This is a genomic window from Bifidobacterium hapali (assembly GCF_002259755.1).
In the GTDB taxonomy this organism is placed as follows: domain Bacteria; phylum Actinomycetota; class Actinomycetes; order Actinomycetales; family Bifidobacteriaceae; genus Bifidobacterium; species Bifidobacterium hapali.
In genome coordinates this window covers 74,894-95,759 of sequence record NZ_MWWY01000025.1, presented here as the reverse complement: position 1 = coordinate 95,759, position 20,866 = coordinate 74,894, and the positions used below count along the sequence as shown (strand labels likewise).

At 51.7% G+C, this 20,866-nt stretch carries 19 protein-coding genes; 4 read left to right on the top strand and 15 right to left on the bottom strand.

What is annotated here, in order from left to right; translation table 11 throughout:
- Positions 1-134: 134 nt before the first annotated feature.
- The 4 genes from BHAP_RS06550 to BHAP_RS06535 all read left to right on the top strand — a co-directional run bounded on the left by BHAP_RS06550 (position 135) and on the right by BHAP_RS06535 (position 3,901).
- Positions 135-2,096, top strand: a complete 1,962-nt coding sequence (locus tag BHAP_RS06550) for a hypothetical protein (RefSeq protein ID WP_143248753.1) — start codon at positions 135-137, stop codon at positions 2,094-2,096.
- Between the two features lie 62 nt (positions 2,097-2,158).
- On the top strand, positions 2,159-2,812 hold the full coding sequence (locus tag BHAP_RS06545) for an ABC transporter ATP-binding protein (RefSeq protein ID WP_094729929.1): 654 nt from the start codon (positions 2,159-2,161) through the stop codon (positions 2,810-2,812).
- 87 nt (positions 2,813-2,899) lie between these two features.
- A complete protein-coding gene (locus BHAP_RS06540; RefSeq protein WP_094729928.1) occupies positions 2,900-3,274 on the top strand; it encodes a hypothetical protein in 375 nt (124 codons plus the stop codon).
- Between the two features lie 39 nt (positions 3,275-3,313).
- On the top strand, positions 3,314-3,901 hold the full coding sequence (locus BHAP_RS06535) for a GNAT family N-acetyltransferase (protein WP_169713179.1): 588 nt from the start codon (positions 3,314-3,316) through the stop codon (positions 3,899-3,901).
- A 132-nt stretch (positions 3,902-4,033) separates the two neighbouring features.
- Here BHAP_RS06535 and BHAP_RS06530 read toward each other — a convergent pair whose 3' ends face one another.
- From BHAP_RS06530 to pflA, 15 genes are all read right to left on the bottom strand, one after another.
- A complete protein-coding gene (locus BHAP_RS06530) occupies positions 4,034-4,462 on the bottom strand; it encodes a hypothetical protein (RefSeq protein ID WP_094729927.1) in 429 nt (142 codons plus the stop codon).
- A 315-nt stretch (positions 4,463-4,777) separates the two neighbouring features.
- The gene (locus BHAP_RS06525) at positions 4,778-5,077 is read right to left on the bottom strand and encodes a hypothetical protein (RefSeq protein WP_094729926.1); all 300 of its coding nucleotides are present in this window, start codon (positions 5,075-5,077) and stop codon (positions 4,778-4,780) included.
- Positions 5,064-6,620 (bottom strand): VG15 protein, encoded by a 1,557-nt coding sequence (locus tag BHAP_RS06520; RefSeq protein ID WP_476693339.1) that lies wholly within the window; start codon positions 6,618-6,620, stop codon positions 5,064-5,066. The genes BHAP_RS06525 and BHAP_RS06520 overlap by 14 nt, the downstream gene beginning before the upstream one ends.
- Before the next feature lie 155 nt (positions 6,621-6,775).
- Positions 6,776-7,192 (bottom strand): PIN domain-containing protein, encoded by a 417-nt coding sequence (locus tag BHAP_RS06515; protein WP_143248752.1) that lies wholly within the window; start codon positions 7,190-7,192, stop codon positions 6,776-6,778.
- Positions 7,185-7,352 (bottom strand): hypothetical protein, encoded by a 168-nt coding sequence (locus BHAP_RS11640; RefSeq protein WP_158216446.1) that lies wholly within the window; start codon positions 7,350-7,352, stop codon positions 7,185-7,187. Before BHAP_RS11640 ends, BHAP_RS06515 begins: the two co-directional genes overlap by 8 nt.
- A 311-nt stretch (positions 7,353-7,663) precedes the next feature.
- Positions 7,664-11,080 (bottom strand): DEAD/DEAH box helicase family protein, encoded by a 3,417-nt coding sequence (locus tag BHAP_RS06510; RefSeq protein WP_211279698.1) that lies wholly within the window; start codon positions 11,078-11,080, stop codon positions 7,664-7,666.
- Positions 11,081-11,153: 73 nt separating this feature from the next.
- Positions 11,154-11,405, bottom strand: coding sequence for a DUF2442 domain-containing protein (locus BHAP_RS06505; protein WP_094729922.1), 252 nt, complete (start codon positions 11,403-11,405; stop codon positions 11,154-11,156).
- Between the two features lie 10 nt (positions 11,406-11,415).
- Positions 11,416-11,673 carry a DUF4160 domain-containing protein gene (locus tag BHAP_RS06500; RefSeq protein ID WP_094729921.1) on the bottom strand — a complete coding sequence of 86 codons (258 nt, stop codon included), beginning with the start codon at positions 11,671-11,673 and terminating at the stop codon, positions 11,416-11,418.
- 334 nt (positions 11,674-12,007) lie between these two features.
- Entirely contained in the window at positions 12,008-13,135 is a 1,128-nt protein-coding gene (locus BHAP_RS06495; protein WP_094729920.1) for a restriction endonuclease subunit S, read from the bottom strand.
- Positions 13,135-14,619: a type I restriction-modification system subunit M gene (locus BHAP_RS06490; RefSeq protein ID WP_094729919.1), complete on the bottom strand. Its 1,485-nt coding sequence runs from the start codon at positions 14,617-14,619 to the stop codon at positions 13,135-13,137. The genes BHAP_RS06495 and BHAP_RS06490 overlap by 1 nt, the downstream gene beginning before the upstream one ends.
- On the bottom strand, positions 14,616-16,061 hold the full coding sequence (locus BHAP_RS06485) for a chloride channel protein (RefSeq protein WP_094729918.1): 1,446 nt from the start codon (positions 16,059-16,061) through the stop codon (positions 14,616-14,618). Before BHAP_RS06485 ends, BHAP_RS06490 begins: the two co-directional genes overlap by 4 nt.
- Positions 16,062-16,227: 166 nt before the next feature.
- On the bottom strand, positions 16,228-17,628 hold the full coding sequence (gene tig / locus BHAP_RS06480; RefSeq protein WP_094729917.1) for a trigger factor: 1,401 nt from the start codon (positions 17,626-17,628) through the stop codon (positions 16,228-16,230).
- A gap of 55 nt (positions 17,629-17,683) precedes the next feature.
- Entirely contained in the window at positions 17,684-19,018 is a 1,335-nt protein-coding gene (locus BHAP_RS06475; protein WP_169713178.1) for an HRDC domain-containing protein, read from the bottom strand.
- The gene (locus tag BHAP_RS06470; RefSeq protein ID WP_244569324.1) at positions 18,967-19,611 is read right to left on the bottom strand and encodes a DUF3000 family protein; all 645 of its coding nucleotides are present in this window, start codon (positions 19,609-19,611) and stop codon (positions 18,967-18,969) included. The genes BHAP_RS06475 and BHAP_RS06470 overlap by 52 nt, the downstream gene beginning before the upstream one ends.
- 300 nt (positions 19,612-19,911) lie before the next feature.
- Complete coding sequence (gene pflA / locus BHAP_RS06465; protein WP_094730018.1) at positions 19,912-20,796, bottom strand: pyruvate formate-lyase-activating protein; 885 nt, start codon at positions 20,794-20,796, stop codon at positions 19,912-19,914.
- Positions 20,797-20,866 lie beyond the last annotated feature (70 nt).

Genomic DNA, 20,866 nt, shown 5'->3' with positions numbered 1-20,866 from the left:
TGGCTCGTGCATGCGGTGTCACTCGGTGAGGGACATGGCTGGATGCCGGTTCGTAGGTGATCTATGGTGAGCGCAAATTCTACTGAATGATTCGGTTGACCAATAGTTTTTGTCGTGTTGGTGAGGGGATTGTTATGCATCGTAGGTTATTGATGGTGTCGTCTGCGTTGATGTGCGTGTTGGCGGTGTTTCTTGCGTGGGTGCTGAGTGATTTGCATGATCGTTCGTTGCCGCAGGAGTTTCATCCGTCTGCTGTTATTTCCATAACGTTGCCTGATGGGATGCGTGATATTGATGCGTTCAGTCAGTTGCGTGAACAGAATACGAAGCTTGGTTTGGGTTTGGTGAAGATCGTACCGGATATGGAGCGTGGTACTGATGCGCAAGTGTTTATTCCGTTACCGGGCACCGTATTGCGTGGTTTGATGCCGGGTTCGTTGATTCGTAGGTTTGGTAGTGTGCCGAATGGCAGGATCGCTGATATATCACGGTTGGATAGTGCGTCAGCTGGCGGTCAGTATTTGGTGTGTGGTCGTTGGGATACGTCTACTCGTGAGAGTGTGAACGTATGGGCAACTCGTATAGGTGTGCGGTTGGATTATGACGGCGACGATGCGACGAGTGATTCCCGTATGCTGTTGGGCACGCCGAGTTTTCGGGTTGCTGTAGGCGCGACGATTGCGTTAGTAGCAGTATTGGTGGTGTTTTGGCTGTCGTCTAAGGCTCGTTCGCGTGCGTTGCGAGTCTTGGCTGGGGTGCCTGCGTGGAAGATTCAGTATGATGATACGCTCGCTTTGCTACGGCCTATGTTGTTTGTTGCGTTGATCGTGGACGTGATCGCAGTATTGGTGGTGCTGGCCACGCGCGGATGGGTGTTTGTGCCGTATCTGCTGCGGGTGATAGTGCTTTGCGAATCAGTAGTGTTGGGTTGCTTGCTGATGTTTACGTTTGTCATCTCGGCAGTATGCTGGCCGTCTGCACACATGATTGCGATGCGCTCGCCTATGCCGCAGGGTTTATCTCGGGCGAGTGCGCTGATAAAAGCGATGGTATTCGTTGCCATGCTTGCGGTTATTGCTCCATCAGTGACGTCGTTGAATACTGCGTCTGACGCGGCGCAAGAACAGTCTGTATGGCAACGGTTACGCAATCAAGTATCCGTTTCGTTCGATGCGAATAACGATGACTTGACTACCAACATGGCTGCCATGATACATGCGATGGCACAGCATAATATGATCGCATTATCATATGCGTTTACTGATGATCGGTTGGAGCACAGTGCAATCGATGCGCCGGTGACGGGTATTGTTACTCGATCATGGCTTGATCTCATTGGCATAAATCCAGATACGATGGCAGGTATCACACCGATATCTGATACTCAGTTGCCTGAGCAAGCCCAGCAAATTGTCAGTCAGTTTACGACATGGGCGAATGATGATACGCAAGCTGCACGATTGCGGTCACAATCACACTATTACATGGTTGACGGAGTGACGGTGCCGTTGCTGAAAGGTGGGTCTGATGAGATGCTTTTCCCTCGTCATGCGACGATTATCGTCGTACCTGACGTGAAGAGTTTTTCTGATTCTGGATTTCTTATTCCTGCGCTTTCCTCTCGCAATATTGTTATGTCCGGTTTGGATGGCTCTCGTCGACAGATTGTACGAGCTGGACTCGGTAACGCCGTGTCGGTTCGTTATATTGCTGAGGAACAGATTTTACGTGCGCAATTGTCCGCATACTTCGCATGGATGCAAGCGGCAACGATAGTACTGCTACTTGCAGCATTCGTCATCATCACGGTTGTTGGAGCTGATGTGCGTGCCACCTTGCGAGCTAAACACGATTATCCCCTACTGCTATCTGGATATGCGCCCGCGCGGCTTGCCGCATTGACAATGCTCACGGAAACATTGCTGGCATTGATTGCGACTGGCATACTATGCGGTTTGCTTATTGCGCAACATACCGACAGCACTATCATGATGCTGCTCATAATCGTCGCAATACTGGCTACAGTATTCTCGGCTATGTGTCACCGAGCAGCAGTACGCGCTCGATTCCGTGCTATCAATTACCGCACATTGTAAGACAGACCTGATTCTCATCTTTTATTCATCACGCATGGTTATGCCGACACAAGGAGCACAAATTGACTACTATCACCTGTCGCAATCTCACGACTGGCATTCATGAACAAGCCATCACTCGTGGCATTGATTTGAAGCTCGTACCCGGTACGATCACCGCACTCACCGGACCAAGCGGATGCGGCAAAACCACCCTGTTGCACACGATCGGTCTACTCCTTACGCCCACCGCCGGTACAGTAACCATTGACGGTATAGACGCAACCGGTTGGAATCAACGACAGCGACGCGCATTCTGGCGAGACAAAGCCGCATTCATCCTGCAAGATTACGGCATTATGGATGAGGAAACCGTCAACTTTAACGTCAGCATGCAGCTGAACACACTCGGCTTAGCTGTAGGTGGCGATCATCGACGTATACGCAATGCCCTGCGACTTACAGGACTTGCCTCGCGTGGCAACGAACTCGCGTCACACTTAAGCGGCGGCGAAAAACAACGACTCGGCATCGCGCGTGCTATCTACAAAAACGCGTCCGTAATCCTCGCCGACGAGCCAACCGCTTCACTCGACGCAGATAACCGTGCCAATATCATCCGACTATTGCGTGAACGGGCCAATCAAGGCGCAACCATTATTCTCGCCACACATGATCCCGTACTTGTCAGCGCGTGCGATCAGGTTTACCGAGTCGGCGAACCCGACAGTAAGTGACTTGTAATAATCTCAAACGTTGACTGTGACAAACACATCTTCAATTCATGAACCGTTAGTAACTCATCGTTTCAGGAGTAAGTAATTATGATTAGTAAGTCTCGTCCCCGCCTCGCCATTGTTACTGCACTCATCGCACTACTTGCAGGCGGAATAATTGCTTTTGCACTGATTGGTACCGGTACAGTTACGTTTCACCATGCTGATCGAGTGCCATGCAATAGTCTGACATCTTATGCACAGGTACAAACTGTAGTCAACGATAAAGCTGTCATAATTACACGCATCACCAACAGTGGCACACAGGTAACCGTTACCCCGGTTAAGGCTGACTGCCCCGACTCACACGACCAGCTCGGCTATATACGCATCACCTATACGACAGATAGTGAACGTGACGCAATTCAATCCATCCTCGACCATGAGACGCTCGGCGTGTTTATCACGCTTGATAACGCCTGATAATTATTGGCGTTGCTGCTCATATTACAGGGTGTTACTATGAATCGCATGACAATTCGTGTTGTCCCGATTGAATCGCAGTGGTTTGAGCAAAAAGCGCAAGTCCAATCGCGCACATGGCACGAGTTGAATCAAGGCCATATTCCGCAAGAAATCGTGGATGCAATCACCCCTGAATTTGCACTCAAACTGACGCGAAACGCAGCACATAATCATAATCAAGTGACATTGATCGCATTGAACGACGATCAAGTAATCGGATTTACAGAGCTGTTGCGCACTCCACGACCGCCGATCGATCGGCCTGGCGCAGCGGAATTGGCATCACTCTACGTGTTGACCGATCATCATCACAACGGTATTGGCCGAATGTTAGTTGAAGCTGGCAAACGTGCGATCGGCAATGATCGGCTTGTCTTATGGGTGATGGCATTCAATACAAACGCACAAGGATTCTACCGACACATCGGCTTCCACGAAACTGGCCACACGCAAACTGAAGATATGGGATCAGAACTGGAAATGATCAACTACACACCCTTGAAACGTTCAACCCGTGTAACTACCTCTCAGGTCGCTTCGCGACCAGCTCATCCTGCAATTACGGACGCGCTACACGCGATTTGATATTGATTCGTCTGTCGGCTCGCACAGCACCTAAGCACCCACAAATAGCTTTGCTATTTGATTAACGGCGTTGTTCTGACAAAGGGAAACATTGTCAACGAACTTCTGACGCAGGACACTAGCGCGTAATGCTCATACGAGCGGTTGACGAGCGTCTAATTCGCAGATGATACCGGTTTCTTTACGTATCCATTCGGCAGCTTGCAGCGTAGCAAAATTCCAAAGCGCGTACGGCATGCCACCGAGGCTGGGATGCTCAGCCCAAAACGTCAAATTGTCACTATACGCAATCAAACGTGTTCCTTCGGTAACTGGCATCGCGGATTGATAGAGTTGGTGAGCTAATGTTGCGACAAATTCTTGTGCTGCTCCCAACGTGTCCATAAGATGTTGATCAGCTGTAGCCGGAGGCCCGACAATTTCCCACGATTCAACATCCGCAGCATCCCACTGAATATTCTCGCCATCCACCTTGCTTTCGATCGCCACAAACAGCTTGGCAAACTCGCTCGACGTTAATCCAGTTACCCTACGACGCGTAGACAATTCAATCGGAGTCATAACTCCCCTTCACTCATCAAGTATCAACAATCAGCATCATATCGCGGCTCATATTGGTATTGCCAAGCTTTTGTCATGATTCCACCATTTCCCATCAAGTGAGAGGAAATACAGAACAAAAACTAGAACACTTCATTTCGCTTCCCAGTCGGTCTGTTGTGTTTCACCGTACAATTCCTGCACACCGCGACTGGGCGTTGGTGTTGGCTTCCTCGGCCATGATTCCTCCTAATGGTTGATACGGACCCGTTCCGGGCATAAAAAAACCACCCATGCGGGTGGCTAATAGATAAAAATAGCAGAGCTGTGAAAATGTTATTCGTCAGAAATATCTGCCAAAGTTTTCAACAAATCATCTGCATAAATATACCCGTCAGATGATTCGCATAGTGGAGTCCAAGGATTACCGCGAACCCTATAGGCTTTACCAGTTAGACGATTGACAAACCAATTAGGCGACAGACCATTAAGAGGCAGCTTCGGAAAAGCGTCGTAGAGGCTAGTCGGGACCAGAAACCATTCTGCATTCTCTTTCCCATGTGACTTAGTCAGATGGAATCCGCCGCACTCTTTGCCGACAATGAGGCGAGCATCATGATAACTACGAACTTTCATTGTTTGATCCTTGAGATGTAGTGGAATCGTCCCAGTCCAAGTATTCTTGAAAGTGATCCTGCTGGTTTTCTTCTTGCCATTCTATCGCATTGAGCTTGGATTCGGTGTATTCCTTAGCATTTTTTACTGAAATCACCCAAGGTTTAGCTATTCGCTGCCGACCTGATTCAAAATCGTACTCTCCTTTTCCTAGAATGACGTTAATTGGCTGTATGTCGTCAACTCGAAGAAACTCGAAGGTCCCTTCTTTAAGCCGTTCCACATACTTGTTCGGGTCCCCGTATTTTCTAGGGGTTTGCCCATACTTCGCCAATATTGAAGCTAGATCCCCAGTTTGTACATCATACATTCTCAACGTTTTGCTACCGTCTTCGGTTTGAGTAATTTCCGCGTTCCAAATATGTCCGCCTCCCTTCTCCCACTCGCCCGCAACAAAAAATCTTGATCCAACCGGATACTCCAACATCGCATTTTGTGTTTTCGAATTCGAATAGAACTGAGTAAATCGTCTATGTTTACCATCAGCGGTCTTCCAAAGATCTGCGATCAACCAGTCGAATCCATCGTCATTCTTGTCAAGGTTCCCGACAGCACAAACGTCATAACCTCGCAATCGCAGTTCCATCGCCATAACAACACGCTGACAGTTAATACCCCAAGGGTTATCGGGCAAATCCTCGAATTGGATACCAGATTGGAGTTTTGATTCAATCCATTCATCCCATTGTGGGTTGACTTCTGAATGGGTGATTTCCTTGAGATGCTGGCGGGGCTCCAACGTTTTGAGCTTATCCAGTTTCGGAGAGGAGTCAGTATCAATCGAGTCGGTGTAGCCGCCCATGCGGCGCATGGCTTCGAGAATTTCCTCGAGGGTTGGGTTTTCCTTGCCGAGACTTTCCCACGCTTTGAGATACTTTTGATACAGTTTCTCGGGGTCGTATCCTTCGATTTTGGGGTTGTTCTTGTCCCAGCTGGGGATGATCTCGCAATCGCAGTCGTGATGATACTTGTTCATGTCACCGCCAGCAGCCTCGGCACTCGAGTATACGAAGCCGCGGGATGCGACCATCGAACAGAATGCACAGGTCTTCGCACCTTGGGGTACGCGAGCGTAGCGTGGTTTGCTTGGATCATGACGTGTGACGCGTTCGATGGTTTCGCGTCCGCCTGCTTTCACCCACCTGTCCATTCCTGCGTGCAAACCACGCAGCATGGCATCGGGGTCGGCTGGCGTACCATCATCCTTATCCCATAGGTTGCCAGCCAGTCGACGTACCGTTTGACGCATGGGCACGTCATCGGGATCATACGTGGAATCAACGGTATAGTCCTCTTTAATCCATTTAGCGCGCATCTGCTCATACCATTGAGCAGCGGCAACGCTCCCCACGTTCCTGTATTTGCGGGCGATCGCAGGCACGAGATCAAGCAACGCGTTACGAATAACAGCCGGATCATCGTACAGGCTATACACCGTGTTAAACGTATCCGTGAGTTCACGTTGTGCTGCTTTGACTGCTGACCGTTGCGCCTTGGCTAGGATTGTTCACGTCCGACCGGTTCGGAGTTTGACTGTTGCTGTCCGCCATCGCTGCCTCCCAAATTCAAGCGGGTCAGTATCATCATCATTGACGACGAACCAATCGAACCGAACACAGCTAGCGAACATATACTGACGTGTTACAAACAGCACGCGATCTACCAACCAAGCACGCGCAACAAGTCAGGCGACTCGATACGTGGTACCTTGGAATTAACGAACGCCTTACGGTCACGACTCACGATATAGTCAGCCTCCCACCATTCAGCGCACACACGAATCAACCCATCTTCAAAATCCGGTTCATCCGAAGCCAACGCCGCACGGCACAACAACGAATCAATTGGGAACACGTCAAAACGATCAAGAAACAAGTTCAACCACGCACGGTTACCTTCTTCTGTGCACTCACGACGCGCAATATAATACGCATCCTTGAGACTACCCGCACAAACAGCAACCGCCACACGGTCAGCATTCAACGCGTCAAACACACTCGCCGCAGCATCAGCAAGCGGACGACTAGGCACCATGACGTCAAGCAGAAAATTAGTATCCGCGACTACCTTAATCACGCTTCGCCAGCTCCCGCTTTACATCATCCGGCCCCATAGCCGCAATCGCGGACTTCGCGGGGAACAATGCACGCAACCTATCCAATTCCGCGCGTGCCTGCTGTGCCGTCAACCTATGCGGTGCACGCTCCAAACGCACACCAACATCAACTATGCTCATAGTACCCTCCCTATTTGTGACTTGTAGTGTTAGCTAGCATATCCAACAAAAGTTAAAACATGCTGACCATCGTGCTTACATACTGCCATAAAGACACTATGCAAGCCACTCACATTATTAACATCGCTATGAGCGAGACGAAGTTCAGGGCACACACGCTTATTCAGCGTTGTTTTCTTTCGGACTCGCAGAAGAGTCTTCTCTGCTCATCTTGCCACTGTAACAAGTACCCCCATCATGTGTCATAGCGTCGGCATTACAGCCAAATTGTCCGCGTTTTCACATACTTCTTAATCTAGCTGCCACTCGACTCATCCTCGCGCAGCTGGCGGCATAGCATTGGCTCGAACACGTCTGATGCACAGCACTAAGTCCATTGCCTGCGACGAGTCGAACATTTGGAACAACTGCCTTGGCCGGTCGAACGGTGGTTTCGTCAGCTGCTCAGGCTCAAGATACCCGTTGCGTTCTATATAATCAATAACCTTATGCAAGAAGCCGATCTGCTCTTGATTGAGTGTGTGAGTGTTAATGAAGTCAGCGAACGCATCCATTGCCGCATCATGGTCAAGCTTGGCAATACGCCGTACCAGTAAACCGAATGGTATCGGTCCGTATGACGTCTCATATTCAACACGCGACCCAAGCTCATGGACGAGAATGCGTTCAAGCTCACTATAATCATGCTCATCCAACGGCTTATTGTGCCGCAACTTGAGAATAACCGTGTCATCGCGATGCTCATTAACATAGCGGTTGACTTTGAGCTTGTAATCTTCATAATGTTCGGTAATATCGAATGGCTGATTTTCAGTACGTTCAATAAGCGGGTCAGTCAGATTAGTAACAATAATCTTGCGCGCATTCGCATCTACAATAAACCGAATGAGATCACGTAACTGTACGCGCACCTGTTCCAACTCAACCACGCTCAGCCCTTGAAGGTATGAGTGATCGTGCACAATTGAACTGATAAGCTCTTTGTGCTCATACACTTGTGGTATGGTCATGCGCTCGTTCAATCGAACGGCGAGCGCCCGGATCTGTGTCGGATATGCGGCAGCAGAGCGTCCGGTTGCGCTTGCGACCATGAATCCGTACATGAGTGCGTCGAATCGTAGCGCATATACGTCGGTTTCGTCGTAGTGGGCTAACGGGGCGAGTTCTGTGGTGAGTTCGCGTACGTTGAGTTCAGTGAGCGAGGTGAATGCGTCAGTTTCTCGGTATCGTTCGACGTATTCGCGTTTGAGTCGTACAGCAGCTTTGGTGGTATCCCATGAGTTGATTTGTGCGTGCAGATCGTTGACGAGTGAGTTTCGCCATTGCATAATTTGTTGATTGTCTGCGTATGCACTGGTTTGGAAGGCGTGGATGAGTTCGGCTTTGCGCGCGAAGATACGTTCGCTCACTGTTGCGACTGGTTTGTCGTCGACTGTGTTGGTTTGTTCGCGGAAGAATGCGAAGTTGCCGCAGTAGTCGAAGATTGTGAAGTATTGTTTGCCGAAATATTCCTCGTCGCCGTCCACGCAGTCGAGGTCAGGGCACAGTCTGGTGCCGCGGCCGATCATCTGCCAGAATTTGATTTTGGAGCGCACTTTTTTGAAGAAGACGAGGTTGACGACTTCTGGCACGTCGACGCCAGTGTCCATCATGTCGACGGATACGGTGATGACCGGATTCGGTTTGTGTTTGAATTCGGCGATGATGCTATGCGCATAATCCTCGCTGTGCAGTACGGCTTTGATGAATCCGTTGGATGATTCCTTCGGATAGAGTTGTGCATACCGTTCGACGATATAACGGGCATGCGGTTGGTTGGCTGCGAAGATGATGGTTTTGCCGAGTCGTTCGCCGCCGTCGGTACGGATGCCGTGATCGTGGAGGTCTTGGAGTACGGTGTCGACGGTGGCTGGGTTCATCACGTAAGTATTGATTGCAGCTGCGTCAATGTGATCGGGTATGTCGCCAGTTCCGTTGTCGGAATCAGGGTCGCCGAAGTCTTCTTCGTAGCGTTCTTTATCGCTGTCGGATAGTTCGTCGTAGGTGATGCCTTCGTCGATGAATTTGGTTTTGGCTTCGATGTTGTGATACGGCACGAGTACGTGGTCTTTGAGTGCGGTCGCGTACTCGTATACGTAGGTGGGTACGCCGTGTTGCACTTGGAAGAAATCGTAGGTATTGCGATCCACTTCGTTGCGCGGCGTGGCGGTGAGCCCGACCATAATCGCGTCGAAATGCTCGAAGATCACCCGGTATTTCTTGAAGATCGACCGGTGGGCTTCGTCCACGATGATCAGATCGAAGTGTCCGGACGAGAACACAGGTTTGCCGTCCGCTCCGGCTTCCGTGTCTATAGCGTTGATCATGGTCTGGTAGGTGGAAAAGACCACGCGCGCATCTGTATCGTGTTTGTTCTCGCATAAGTTGCATAGGGACCAGTCGGGATAGTATTCACCGTATGCACTTTTTGCTTGGGAGACGAGTTCGACACGGTCTGCCAGGAAGAGCATGTTTTTGACGAGTTTTGCGCGCATGAGTACGTCGGCGAGTGCTGCGGAGACGCGTGTTTTACCGGTTCCGGTTGCCATGACGAGTAGGCTGCGACGTTGCCCTTGGTTGAGGTTGTCGCATACGGCTTGGATGGCTTCAAGCTGGTAATATCGTCCTTTTCCGCCGGCGACACTCTGGTTGACGGCAACGGTGGATGGGTTGATTGCTTCGTGTCGACGGTTGATGATGCGTTGCAGATCGTCTTGTGCGAAAACGATGCCGACTGGACGGGTGGAACCGTTGGTATCGTCCACTAGGTAGGTACGGTATCCGTTGGATAGGAAGATGATTGGACGGTATCCGCATTGTTGTTCGAGACAGTCTGCGTAGAGGCGTGCTTGTTGCAATCCTTTTGTTGGTTCGTATGAGGTGCGTTTGGCTTCGATGATGGCGAGTGGTTTGCCGTCGCGTCCGTTGAGTAGGTAATCGATGCGACCTTGTTGTCCCGGATTTCCTTCCATACCGGTGACCGGATACTCTTCGATGACGTCGCGCTGCATGTTCCAGCCGACCAATTGCAGGTCAAGGTCGATGAACCGTTTGCGCGTCTCGTATTCGCTGTACTCGTCGGCGGAAAGCTGCGGCATGGCCGGCTGTTCGGCCTTGCGGGCGGCCAGCTGGTCGCTTAACGCGCGGATTCGCTTTTCGAGTTGTGCGATGTGCGCGGTCTGCTCACCGAGTTGTGCCTCGTATTCCTTGCGCGCGGCGTCTTCCTGGGCTTTGCGTTGTTTGGCTGCGAGCGCATGGTTGACGGCGGGTACTTGTCTGGGGTCGAAGGTGCGTTTCGTATAGTGTCGGCCGTAGCTGTAGTCGATCCATTGGATGAAGTGGAAGAGGATTTGCAGGGAGAAGATCGCGTCCTCTGGTTTGAGCTGTGCGTTGCGATGGGCGGCCATGTTGCCGGCTTTAATAATGTATTGCAGTGATTCCCACAGGCGATTGTCCATCAGTGCGTCACGGAAGGTGGGTTCGTGGACGAGGGATTGCAGGTTGTCTTTGTATGGTGGCTTGATGGTGTCGTCGGCGGCGTATACCCATTTGACGGCGAGCTCGAATGCGCGGCGAGCCGCCAATGCGCTGATGGTGGGCGACAGCGACATCGCCCGTTCCGCTTCCAGACACGCCTCGGCGAACATCTCATAATTGCTTTGTCCGCTGAGGAACGAGAAATTGGCCATCACCCGACTCCTTTGCCTGTGTCATTCGTGGCACATTGTTTTCCGCACGATGATGCAGATCGAAAAGGTTGTTCTAGGCAACCTTCATATCCGAGCGAATTCGTTCGGGTGCTATGTCTATGCCGTTTGACCAAGTCGGGGCACCAGCGACAAGCCGCACACTGCGGAACAGGCTAGGATTTCGCAATGCTTGGAATGCACCTTGATCGAGATATTTCGTCATATCGAAGATTCCTGAAGCGCCATCCGAACATGTCACACGGAGCTTGTAGCCGTCCAACGGTTTCACTTCGGTTACCTCACACAGATAATCAAGGAATGACATGACTCCGCTCCTATCGCAATGGTTCGATTCGCATGGGCTGTTCTCCTTCATGGCACACTTCCCAAGAAGCCTGCAATTCTTCTTCGTGAATCACTGCCCATGCCTGCACCAGTCGATGCTGCTTACGAGGCAGCTCACCGGAAAGAAGCTCACCGTCCAACGAGTACACAGCTTTTGACCCTTGGTATTCCACATGCATATGTGGCGGATTGTGATCATCGGCATACATGCGAACGATGATGCCGAAGAACATGCTTACAATCGGCATGTCACCCCTCCTCTTGGCTCGATGCGAGACTCCCTTGTACTAGATCATCATACTATCGGATTCGTACGGGCAAGTACGAAAGAATAGACAACGAGCTTATCGACGCAACACAAAATGAGCTCCTGATACATGCTCTGAAAACAGCACAGGCGCGTTTCCCCGAGGTCACTTGGAAATATCAACTTGATGCAGATTTGGACTACACCATTTCGCGTCATATCAACGACAAAGACAAAGCCAAACAGCTGCTTGCATGGAAGCCGTCAAAACTCTGATAACTATTACTGTGGCGTCGACCATCGTTCCCGTAAACATGGAAGCGACACCACTGTTGCTATTCGGCGAAGTAGCGTTGGGCTAGGCTCTCGTAGAGGGTGTTGAGACGGTCGAGCTGCTGGCGGGCGGTGGCCTTGAGTGATTCAACCTGCGTGACGAATTCGGCGAACTCGTTTTGGAGGGCAAGGGGCACCAACACAACTGGCAATTGCATCAAATTCGGTTTGGTGATGTTGGCCATGCTGCTATTCGCACCAGTCGCCATCGCACTAATCCGACGATGCACAGAACGATTCACCAGCAACTGCCAAAGGAAGATAGGATTACACGTAGTCTCATCGAGATTGGCTTTCCATAGCAAATCTGATAGATACATATTCTTCGGATATTGCCACACGTATCCAGTAGATCCCACCAATTGAACCGTGTTCTTTCGATTGATGATCACATCACCATGTTTGATCTCATGGTCAGGATTCGGAACATAATCGAAAGGCAAATATTTGACCTGCGTTTCATCGAAAGTATTCGACGCCACGGCACTGGTTTTCAAGACAAGATTGATGCAACGCTCTTTACTTGCGAGACTTTTCCCAGATGAAAAACTCTTCACGTAATGCGTCACTGTTGTTCGCTCTTGAATATCGCCAAACATCTCGACGAAGCGGGATTGGATGAGTTCGTCGGCTTTGGCGAGCATCTGCTTGGCGAAGGTAATTTCATTATTAACCGTTGTTAAAACATTAATAATCTTCCGTTGCTCTATAAGAGACGGCAATGATATCGTAATGTTATTCAGCACCTTTGCAGACAGATGCTTAACCGTAACATAGGATGTTTGCGATTCAATATGCTTCAATTCGCCTGAAAGGCTATATGATAAAAAAGATTGAAGTAACTCGTCAGTACATGATTCGATTTTGCAGACTCGTTGATTAAGTAGTGCATGTCCGCCATGCCATTCAACAATATTGAATTCACCATCCATGCCGATAAGAAGATCGCCATTATAAATATGATATTTATCATCACACTGCTCATCGGTATAGGTATTTGATTTACCTTGCTTAAGATCACGAATACGAATAACCGGCAAACCAGCTGACGAGTCTAAAGCAAAGCGTTTTGAATCAAACGCATAGCCATATGTAATGTTGCTTATCTCTTTGAGAAGTCGTTTCCCCATCACTCACCATCCTTGGCGAGCATGGCGTCGAGGGTGTTAAGTCCGCTCACGAACTTATCGTTCAACTCGCGTAGTTCGGCCATGAGCTGGCTGGTTGGCGGATATTCCTTCTTCTCGTATTCGACCTTCACGTACTTGTTGAAGCTGAAGTCGTAATCCTGTTCGGCGATGTCGTCACGGGTGACGAAGAAGCTCTGCTCGTTGCGCTCGCGCGAGTTCTCTGCATCCAAGTGCGACCAGCGTTCGAGAATATCCGGAATATCGTTGTGGCTCACGTCCTCATCACGCTTGTCGTCCAGCGTGAAGCCGTCATGCTCCATGTTGTACAGCCACACTTTATCGGTGCTGTTCGGCGCATCGGTTTTCGTGAACACGAGAATCGCGGTGCTCACACCCGAATACGGTTTGAATACGCCCGACGGCATGTAGATGATCGCTTCCAACCGCTGATGGTCCACCAGTTCGCGACGCAGCTCACGATACGCTTTCGCATTGGAACGGAAGAGCACGCCGTTCGGCACGATGCACGCGCAACGGCCACCGAGCTTCAGCATGCGCAGGAACAGTGCCACGAACAAGAGCTCCGTCTGTTTGGTTTCAACAATCGCCTTCAACGAATCATCGATATCTTCCACGTCCAGCGACCCGGTGAATGGCGGGTTTGCCAATATCACGTCGAATCGGTCACGAATCGTATTCAGTCTCGACAGACTGTCTTGGTTACGCACATCAGGGTTTTCCACGCCGTGCAGTAGCAGGTTCATCGCGGAAATACGCACCATCGTCTGATCGGTATCGAATCCGGTGAACTGTTCACCCTCGAACAGATTCCACTCATCGGCGTTCATCGCGTCGCCGTAATGTGCGCGAATCGATTCGGCGGCGGAAATCAAAAAACCAGCCGTACCGCATGCCGGATCACCGATCAGCTGGCCGGGTTTGGGATCAAGCAAGCCGACCATGAGATCGCGAATATGCTTAGGCGTGCGGAACTGGCCGTTCGCGCCTGCAGTATTGAGTTTGCTCAACATGTATTCATACAAGTCACCCAAATCATCCTGATCTTTGACCACGTTCGTCAATAGATCATCAATGCCACTCACCGCTCGTTCCAACGTTTTCGGCTTATTGAACCCAAACGACGCATCCTCCATGCTTTCCGCGAACGCGTTGCCGGTGTGCAAGGTCTTCAGGAACGGAAACACCTTTTGCGAAACAGTAGCGAACATTTGTTCGGCAGGTTCGTTCTTGAACCTGCTCCATCGCAACTCCTGACCCTCAGGCGTCTGCGGGAACGTAAGTTTTGCAGCAGGCACACCGGTTAACTGTGCCATCTGCTCAGCCGCAAGTTCCTTATCGTCAAGCGACTTCATGAACATGAGATACGTGAGCTGACTGATCACTTCAAGCGGATTAGTGATGCCGCCTTCCCACATGCGCTGCCAAATATCATCAACCTTACTTTTCGCAGCTCCAGTGATCATGCTTGCCCTTTCCCACGTTCCATCACAATACGCATCTCCCCCACTCTACCGGAATCACTCCGCCTTTCACTACTTGCTTGACTGAGGATTCGTTTAGAGACGAGCACTGAGACGGCAACGCCAAGGGCAACGGGCACGTAGAAGGCGCTGGGGGCGGCGGTGAGTTCTAGGACGAGACACATAGCCATGAGCGGGGCTTGTTGAGAGGCACTCAAGAGTGAGGCAGCACCGATCAGCGCACAGGCGGTCACCGAGTCGGCAGGGAATGCGAGCGTCCACAGTACGCCGATCATCGCGCCAAGCGTGGAACCGAGCGCAATACCGGGCTGAAGCACGCCACCGGACGCGCCGGAGCGAATCGTGATCAATGTAGCCACGGCTTTTGCAACGAACGTCACCGCTAAAACCAGTAGCACGATCGTCAGTTGAGACTGCCGATCGGACAATCCCAACAGTGTCCACGGTGAAACTGGCATCTCCCCCGCGCCAACAGATTGTTCCACACTCACCGCCGCATTCATGCTCGGACTGCCATCCGACATCAGCGATACCGTACTCAACCCAAGTTGCGCAGCGGCACGACCGTTGCCCATAATCTGCGGCAAACCAATAGCAATCACACCGGTAATCACACCGGCTAATGGCATTTGCCATAAGATGGCTGTACCACTTGGCTGATGCGATTGCGCCCACGTCGAACCGCGACGAAACCACGCGCCAACCACGCCACACGCTGCGCCAATCAGCAACGCCGCAAGCATAATCGTTGGCGTCAACGAATTCTGCATCAACGCAATGTCATAAAACACATGCCGGCCCTTAATCGACGCCGCTACGAACGCAGCCACCGCCGACATGCCAAGACCAAAACCAACACGTTCAATCGCCACATCAGCCAGCAAAATCTCCACGGCGAAAAACATGCCAGCAAACGGCGCGTTATAGACGCCGCCCAAGCCAGCGCCAGCCGCAACCGCGACAACCACCCGCCGATCGACAGCATCAAGTCGGAACAGGTCAGCAAATCGTTGAGCGAGCATCGCACCAAGTTCACGCGGAGCCACTTCACGACCAATCGACGCACCAGAGCCAACGATGACGATCTGCAAACACACGTGCACAAGCGTCTGCCACCACGGCATGCGCTCCCCTGCAACCGCCTTTTTAACAGAAGGCACCTTCGTGGTTTTCGTGCGCAGCAACCACCAGACCACGCCAGCAAAGGAAAGTCCCACCGTCATGGAAATCGCACGGCGCACGCCTGGCACTGCAAATGGACCGGGCGCAGTAGCGCCTTCAATATAACCGAGCATGAGCTGTTCGACGCCGTACAGCAATAGGGTGAGTAATCCGGCTCCAGCGCCAATAATCGCACCAAGTACGAGAATCGCCGCTGCCATCCACCACAATCGCCGATTGTCTACTTTCTGCTGCTCACCCATCGCACTTCTCCAACTCACTTCACGAACAGTGCTGTTCTCTCATGCATTTCTCATAACAGCATAAAACAAATCAGGCTTGGAACCCGTAGATTCCAAGCCTGATCATCACGTTACCCTATACCATGTTTCCGTTGCCGGTTATTCCGCCAGCATCATGGGCATACGCTCACTCAGCGTTCTCAGCCGGAGCTTCAGCAGCCTTATCTGCAGCGAGCTCGTCGGCGACAGCGGCAGCAGCGGAAGCGGCTTCAACGCTTTCGTTCTCGGCAGCATCTTCAGCAGCCTCATCATCACCGAGGAACTTGCTCAGATCGAGCGGTTCACCAGCGGAAGTGAAGGACACCGCGCGCATACCAGCGAGCAGACCCTTGGAACGACCGACCTCAGCCACAGCAGAGCCGAGCTGACCGTTCTTCACGATTGCGTTGATAAACGCGTTCGGGTCCATGCCGTACTGCTGAGCGATGGAAGCGAGGAAGTTGAACACGTCGGACTGAGACACCTTGACGTCGAGCTTCTCAGCGAGGGTGTCGAGCAGGATCTGATCCTTGAGTTCCTTCTCAGCAGCTTCCTCGGCCTGAGCCTTCTGCTCGTCGGTGGCCTTCTCCGGATCGGCAGTCAAAGACTTGAGGTGCTCGGTCACAGCGTCGGCCTTCACGCCAGCCGGCACAGGGATTTCAACGCCTTCAGCCAGCTTGGCGAGGAAAGCGTCGCGAGCCTCGGTGGCCTGACGGGCTTCGCTATCCTGCTCGATCTGCTTGCGAATATCAGCCTTGAGCTCGTCCAGCGTGTCGAACTCGGAAGCATCCTGAGCGAAGTCGTCGTTCAGCTCCGGCAGTTCCTCAGCCTTAACGGTGTTGACCTTCACCTTGACCTGAGCCTTCTGGCCTTCGTGCTCGCCGGCTTCCAGCGTGCCTTCGAAGGTGGTTTCTTCGCCGGCGGACAGGCCATCGAGAGCCTCATCAAGACCATCGAGCATGGTGTTGGAACCGAGCTCGTAGCTCACGCCTTCCTGAGATTCAACAGTCTCACCGTCGATCTCGGCAGTCAGATCAATGTTGGCGAAATCACCCTTGCTTGCCGGGCGGTCAACACCCACGAGGGTGCCGAAACGCTGACGCAGGGTCTCGAGACGCTTTGCCACGTCTTCGTCGGTAACTTCCGGCTTGGCCACGTCAATGGTCAGACCTTCGAGCTCCGGCAGTTCGATGTCGGGGCGACGCTCCACGGTGGCAACAAACTTGAGCTTAGTCTCATCCTTAGCAGAAGACGGCACTTCCTGCACGTCGATCTCCGGCTGGGCCATCGGACGAATCTTCTTCTCATCGAGGGCCTGAGAGTACAGCTCCGGCACGCCGTTGTTCACAGCTTCGCCAGCAACGGCTGCAAAGCCGATGCGCTGGTCAATGATCTTGCCGGGCACGTGACCCTTACGGAAGCCGGGGATATTCACCTGCTTGCCGATCTCCTTACGGGCCTGATCGAGGAAGGGGTTGAACTCCTCCGGCTCAACGGTGATGGTGAGCTTCACCTTAGTGGGTTCGAGGTTCCTGACGCTGATCTTCACGCTTAACGCTCCTGAACATTCGTTACTGTCATAGTTCTGCCATAATAGGCAACCGTTATATGATAACCCTACTCACGGACGCCGCAACTAAATGGACTTGCCAATCGCGCGCACCTTGCTGTGAGAGAAATTCGGCAACATCCATTGAAGCGGGATCTTCGCTCCAACATAAGCTGCGAATAATCTGCGGCTTAATAATGATTTCCGGTGGTGTGCGCGTGTCTTCAGCGATCTGATTGATGACTTGACGCACCCGTTGCAATCGCTCATATCGTTCAGGATGTCGCTCTGCCCAGACTTTAAGTGAACGCGGACCGCTACCGCTACTTTCATCTGATGGAGGCGCGGCAAACGTTGGCCACTGTGCTGGTTTCAAGGCAAGCGCTTGACGAATAGTCTCACGCCAAATAGAAGGTTTGACTTTACGCTGAATCGGCGCGTAGCGTTCAAACATTTTGTCTTGCTCGCTGCCAGTTGTCATGCGTACACGTTCGTTAAGGCTGCGAATCATACGAAACTCGCGCGCATTACGTGGCTTTTTCACTGCTGCTTCAATGATAGACGCGTCGGTAAGTAACAACATTGATGAAATATCGTATCGACGAGCGAGTCGATCACGTTCTTCCCACAATGCTTTTGCTATAGCAAGACCCTGACGGTCACGACTGAGCGTACTGATATGAGAAATACGCATCCACGGCACAGGGTGAGCTTTACGCGGTCCCATTCCCTCAGCTAGCGCGTGGGCGAATTCTTCCTCCGCCCATTCCTCTTTGCCATGTGCTTTCAAATCGGCACGCATCAGTTGTTCAAGTTCGATAAGCAGTTCAACATCGAGTGCTGCATAATTGCGCCAGTCACGTGGCAATGGCCGGTACGACCAGTCTGCTGCAGAATGCTCTTTAGCTAACGTAATGCCGAGATAATGCTCTGTGACGGCTGCTAATCCAAAACGGTGCATGCCAAGCAATCGTGCAGCGATTTCAGTGTCGAACAGTGCGGCAGGCTTCAAGCCTAGATCGGCAAATCCTGGCAAATCTTGCAGTGAGTCATGAATAATCCACGTTGCATCACGCACTGCATCATTGAATTCACTCCAATCGACACCGAGCGTATTCAACGCGATCGGGTCGAGCAATACAATGCCAGCTCCCTCGCGTTTAAACTGGATAAGCCAATCCTCATGACCATAACGAAAACCGGAGGCCCGCTCTGCATCAGCTGCTAGCGAACCCGAGGCAGATGCCAATCGTTCACATACCGCACGATATCCGGCGATTGTTGACGTGACGTCCGGCACGCCGCCGCGTGGTTGAGACTGCAACCTCGGTTCCTCGGTCAATGGAACGCTTCCTCCCTTTGGACGGCAGATGCGACAAACTGAGCCCATGCGTTTACCTGTTTGCCAGCATCCAATACACCTGCATGTTCAAGCGGCGTCCATGATACCCGTATCTCGCAACCGGCTGCTACATCTGGTGCTGATATGCCGAAAGCAACGTCATGAGTAATTGTCACTGTGCCGCGTGGCCCAGCAATGTCGCTCCCTTTGTTGGCAATAGTATTGCTGCCGTTCACAGCCACATTTGAGAGAGTGGCAAGCACATCATCCCAGATCATATTCGGTGCAGAATCATTATCCTCAACAGGATGTAACGGTATACGCGCGAACGCAACACAACGCCATTGTGTATGCCTATGACGTTGTGTTGCTCGTTCGCGAAGAATCGTAATCCAGCCGTATACATGCGCACTATCAGCACCATTGCACACGAGCGACACGCCAATACCATAGTCAGCATCATCCAGCGGAACAGACATCTCACGATACTGTACGCCAGGTATGCGCTTCATTGCACGCACTGACTCCACGGCATGCCATACGTTGTCAGGCACGTCGTGTGGCCGACTGGACGATGCGACGGCGCAATCCGGCATCGTCGCCGTCCGGCCGTCCTCCGGAAATGCGAAGATTTCAGCCATAGTTCAAGGCTACGGCACGTTGAGCGCTGTACGCGACATAGCCACGCGTATAAACGCAAAAAGATTCGTAGGCAACGTGCTCGCCGACAGACGAGCTAGTAAACTGCGCGCGAAGCACGTCCTTAATTGCAGGACGGCCTGTCGTCGTAGACGACTGAGGGGTAGTCACACCCTTGGAATGTTCCGAAAGTGTAACTACCCCTCAGTCAGCTGCGCTGACAGCTCCCCTGGCAAGGGGAGCCGAGAACAGGGGAACAGTCAGCTTCGCTGAGAGCCCCTATGACGAGGGAAACCACGCCACTAGTACACGGTCAGTCCGTATGACTCAAATTGTTCGACGACACGCTTTTTGAGCGCGGCGCTCGGGCCTTTCTGATCTTCGAGCGGATACGGGATACGTAACTCATGCCACTTCGGCCGGCCAAGCTGGTGGAAACCGAGCACGTCAACATGCTCAACCGCGTCGCCAAACGATGCACAGATTTTCGCCACATTGTCAACATTGTCTTCAGACGAGGTGAGTCCCGGTACAAGCACAAACCGCACCCAAATCTTCTTACCAGCCTTCGCAAGACGATGACCAAAATCGATAGTCGGTTGCAGTAGGCCACCGGTAACTTTGTGATATGTTTCCTCATCGCCGGATTTGACGTCCAGCAAACACAAGTCAATATCATCAATCATTTCATCGGTGTAGTTCGTGTTGAGAAAACCAGACGTGTCAAGACATGTATGCACGCCCATTTCTTTCGCTGCACGGAATACGCGCGAAACGAATGCTGGTTGCATCATCGACTCACCACCAGAGAACGTGATGCCACCATGCGTAGCTTTGAACAGATCAGCGTATCGTTCAACTTTTTTGATCATCGCATCCAAATACACCGGCTGGCCGTCGCGCATTTTCCACGTGTCCGGATTCTGACAATATTGGCATCGCAATGGGCAACCGCTCATGAAAACCGTCATGCGCGTGCCTGGCCCGTCGACGGAGGTGTTGATGTCCCACGAATGCACAAATCCGATATCGCCGGTTTTGAGTGCAGCAATGCGATCGCGACGGTCAAGACCAATCGGCGATTCAAAACCGGATAACCCACCCATGAGTGTCTGTGACGCGTACGTCTTCGACTCCCTGAGCATGTGTCGGGTTGTAGTACGAAATTGTGTGGTGATCTCGGGCATCATTGTCCTCCTCAAATTCTCAAGCCGCATAGTATATGCACATGTCGCACACATATGTGCGGTGGCCATA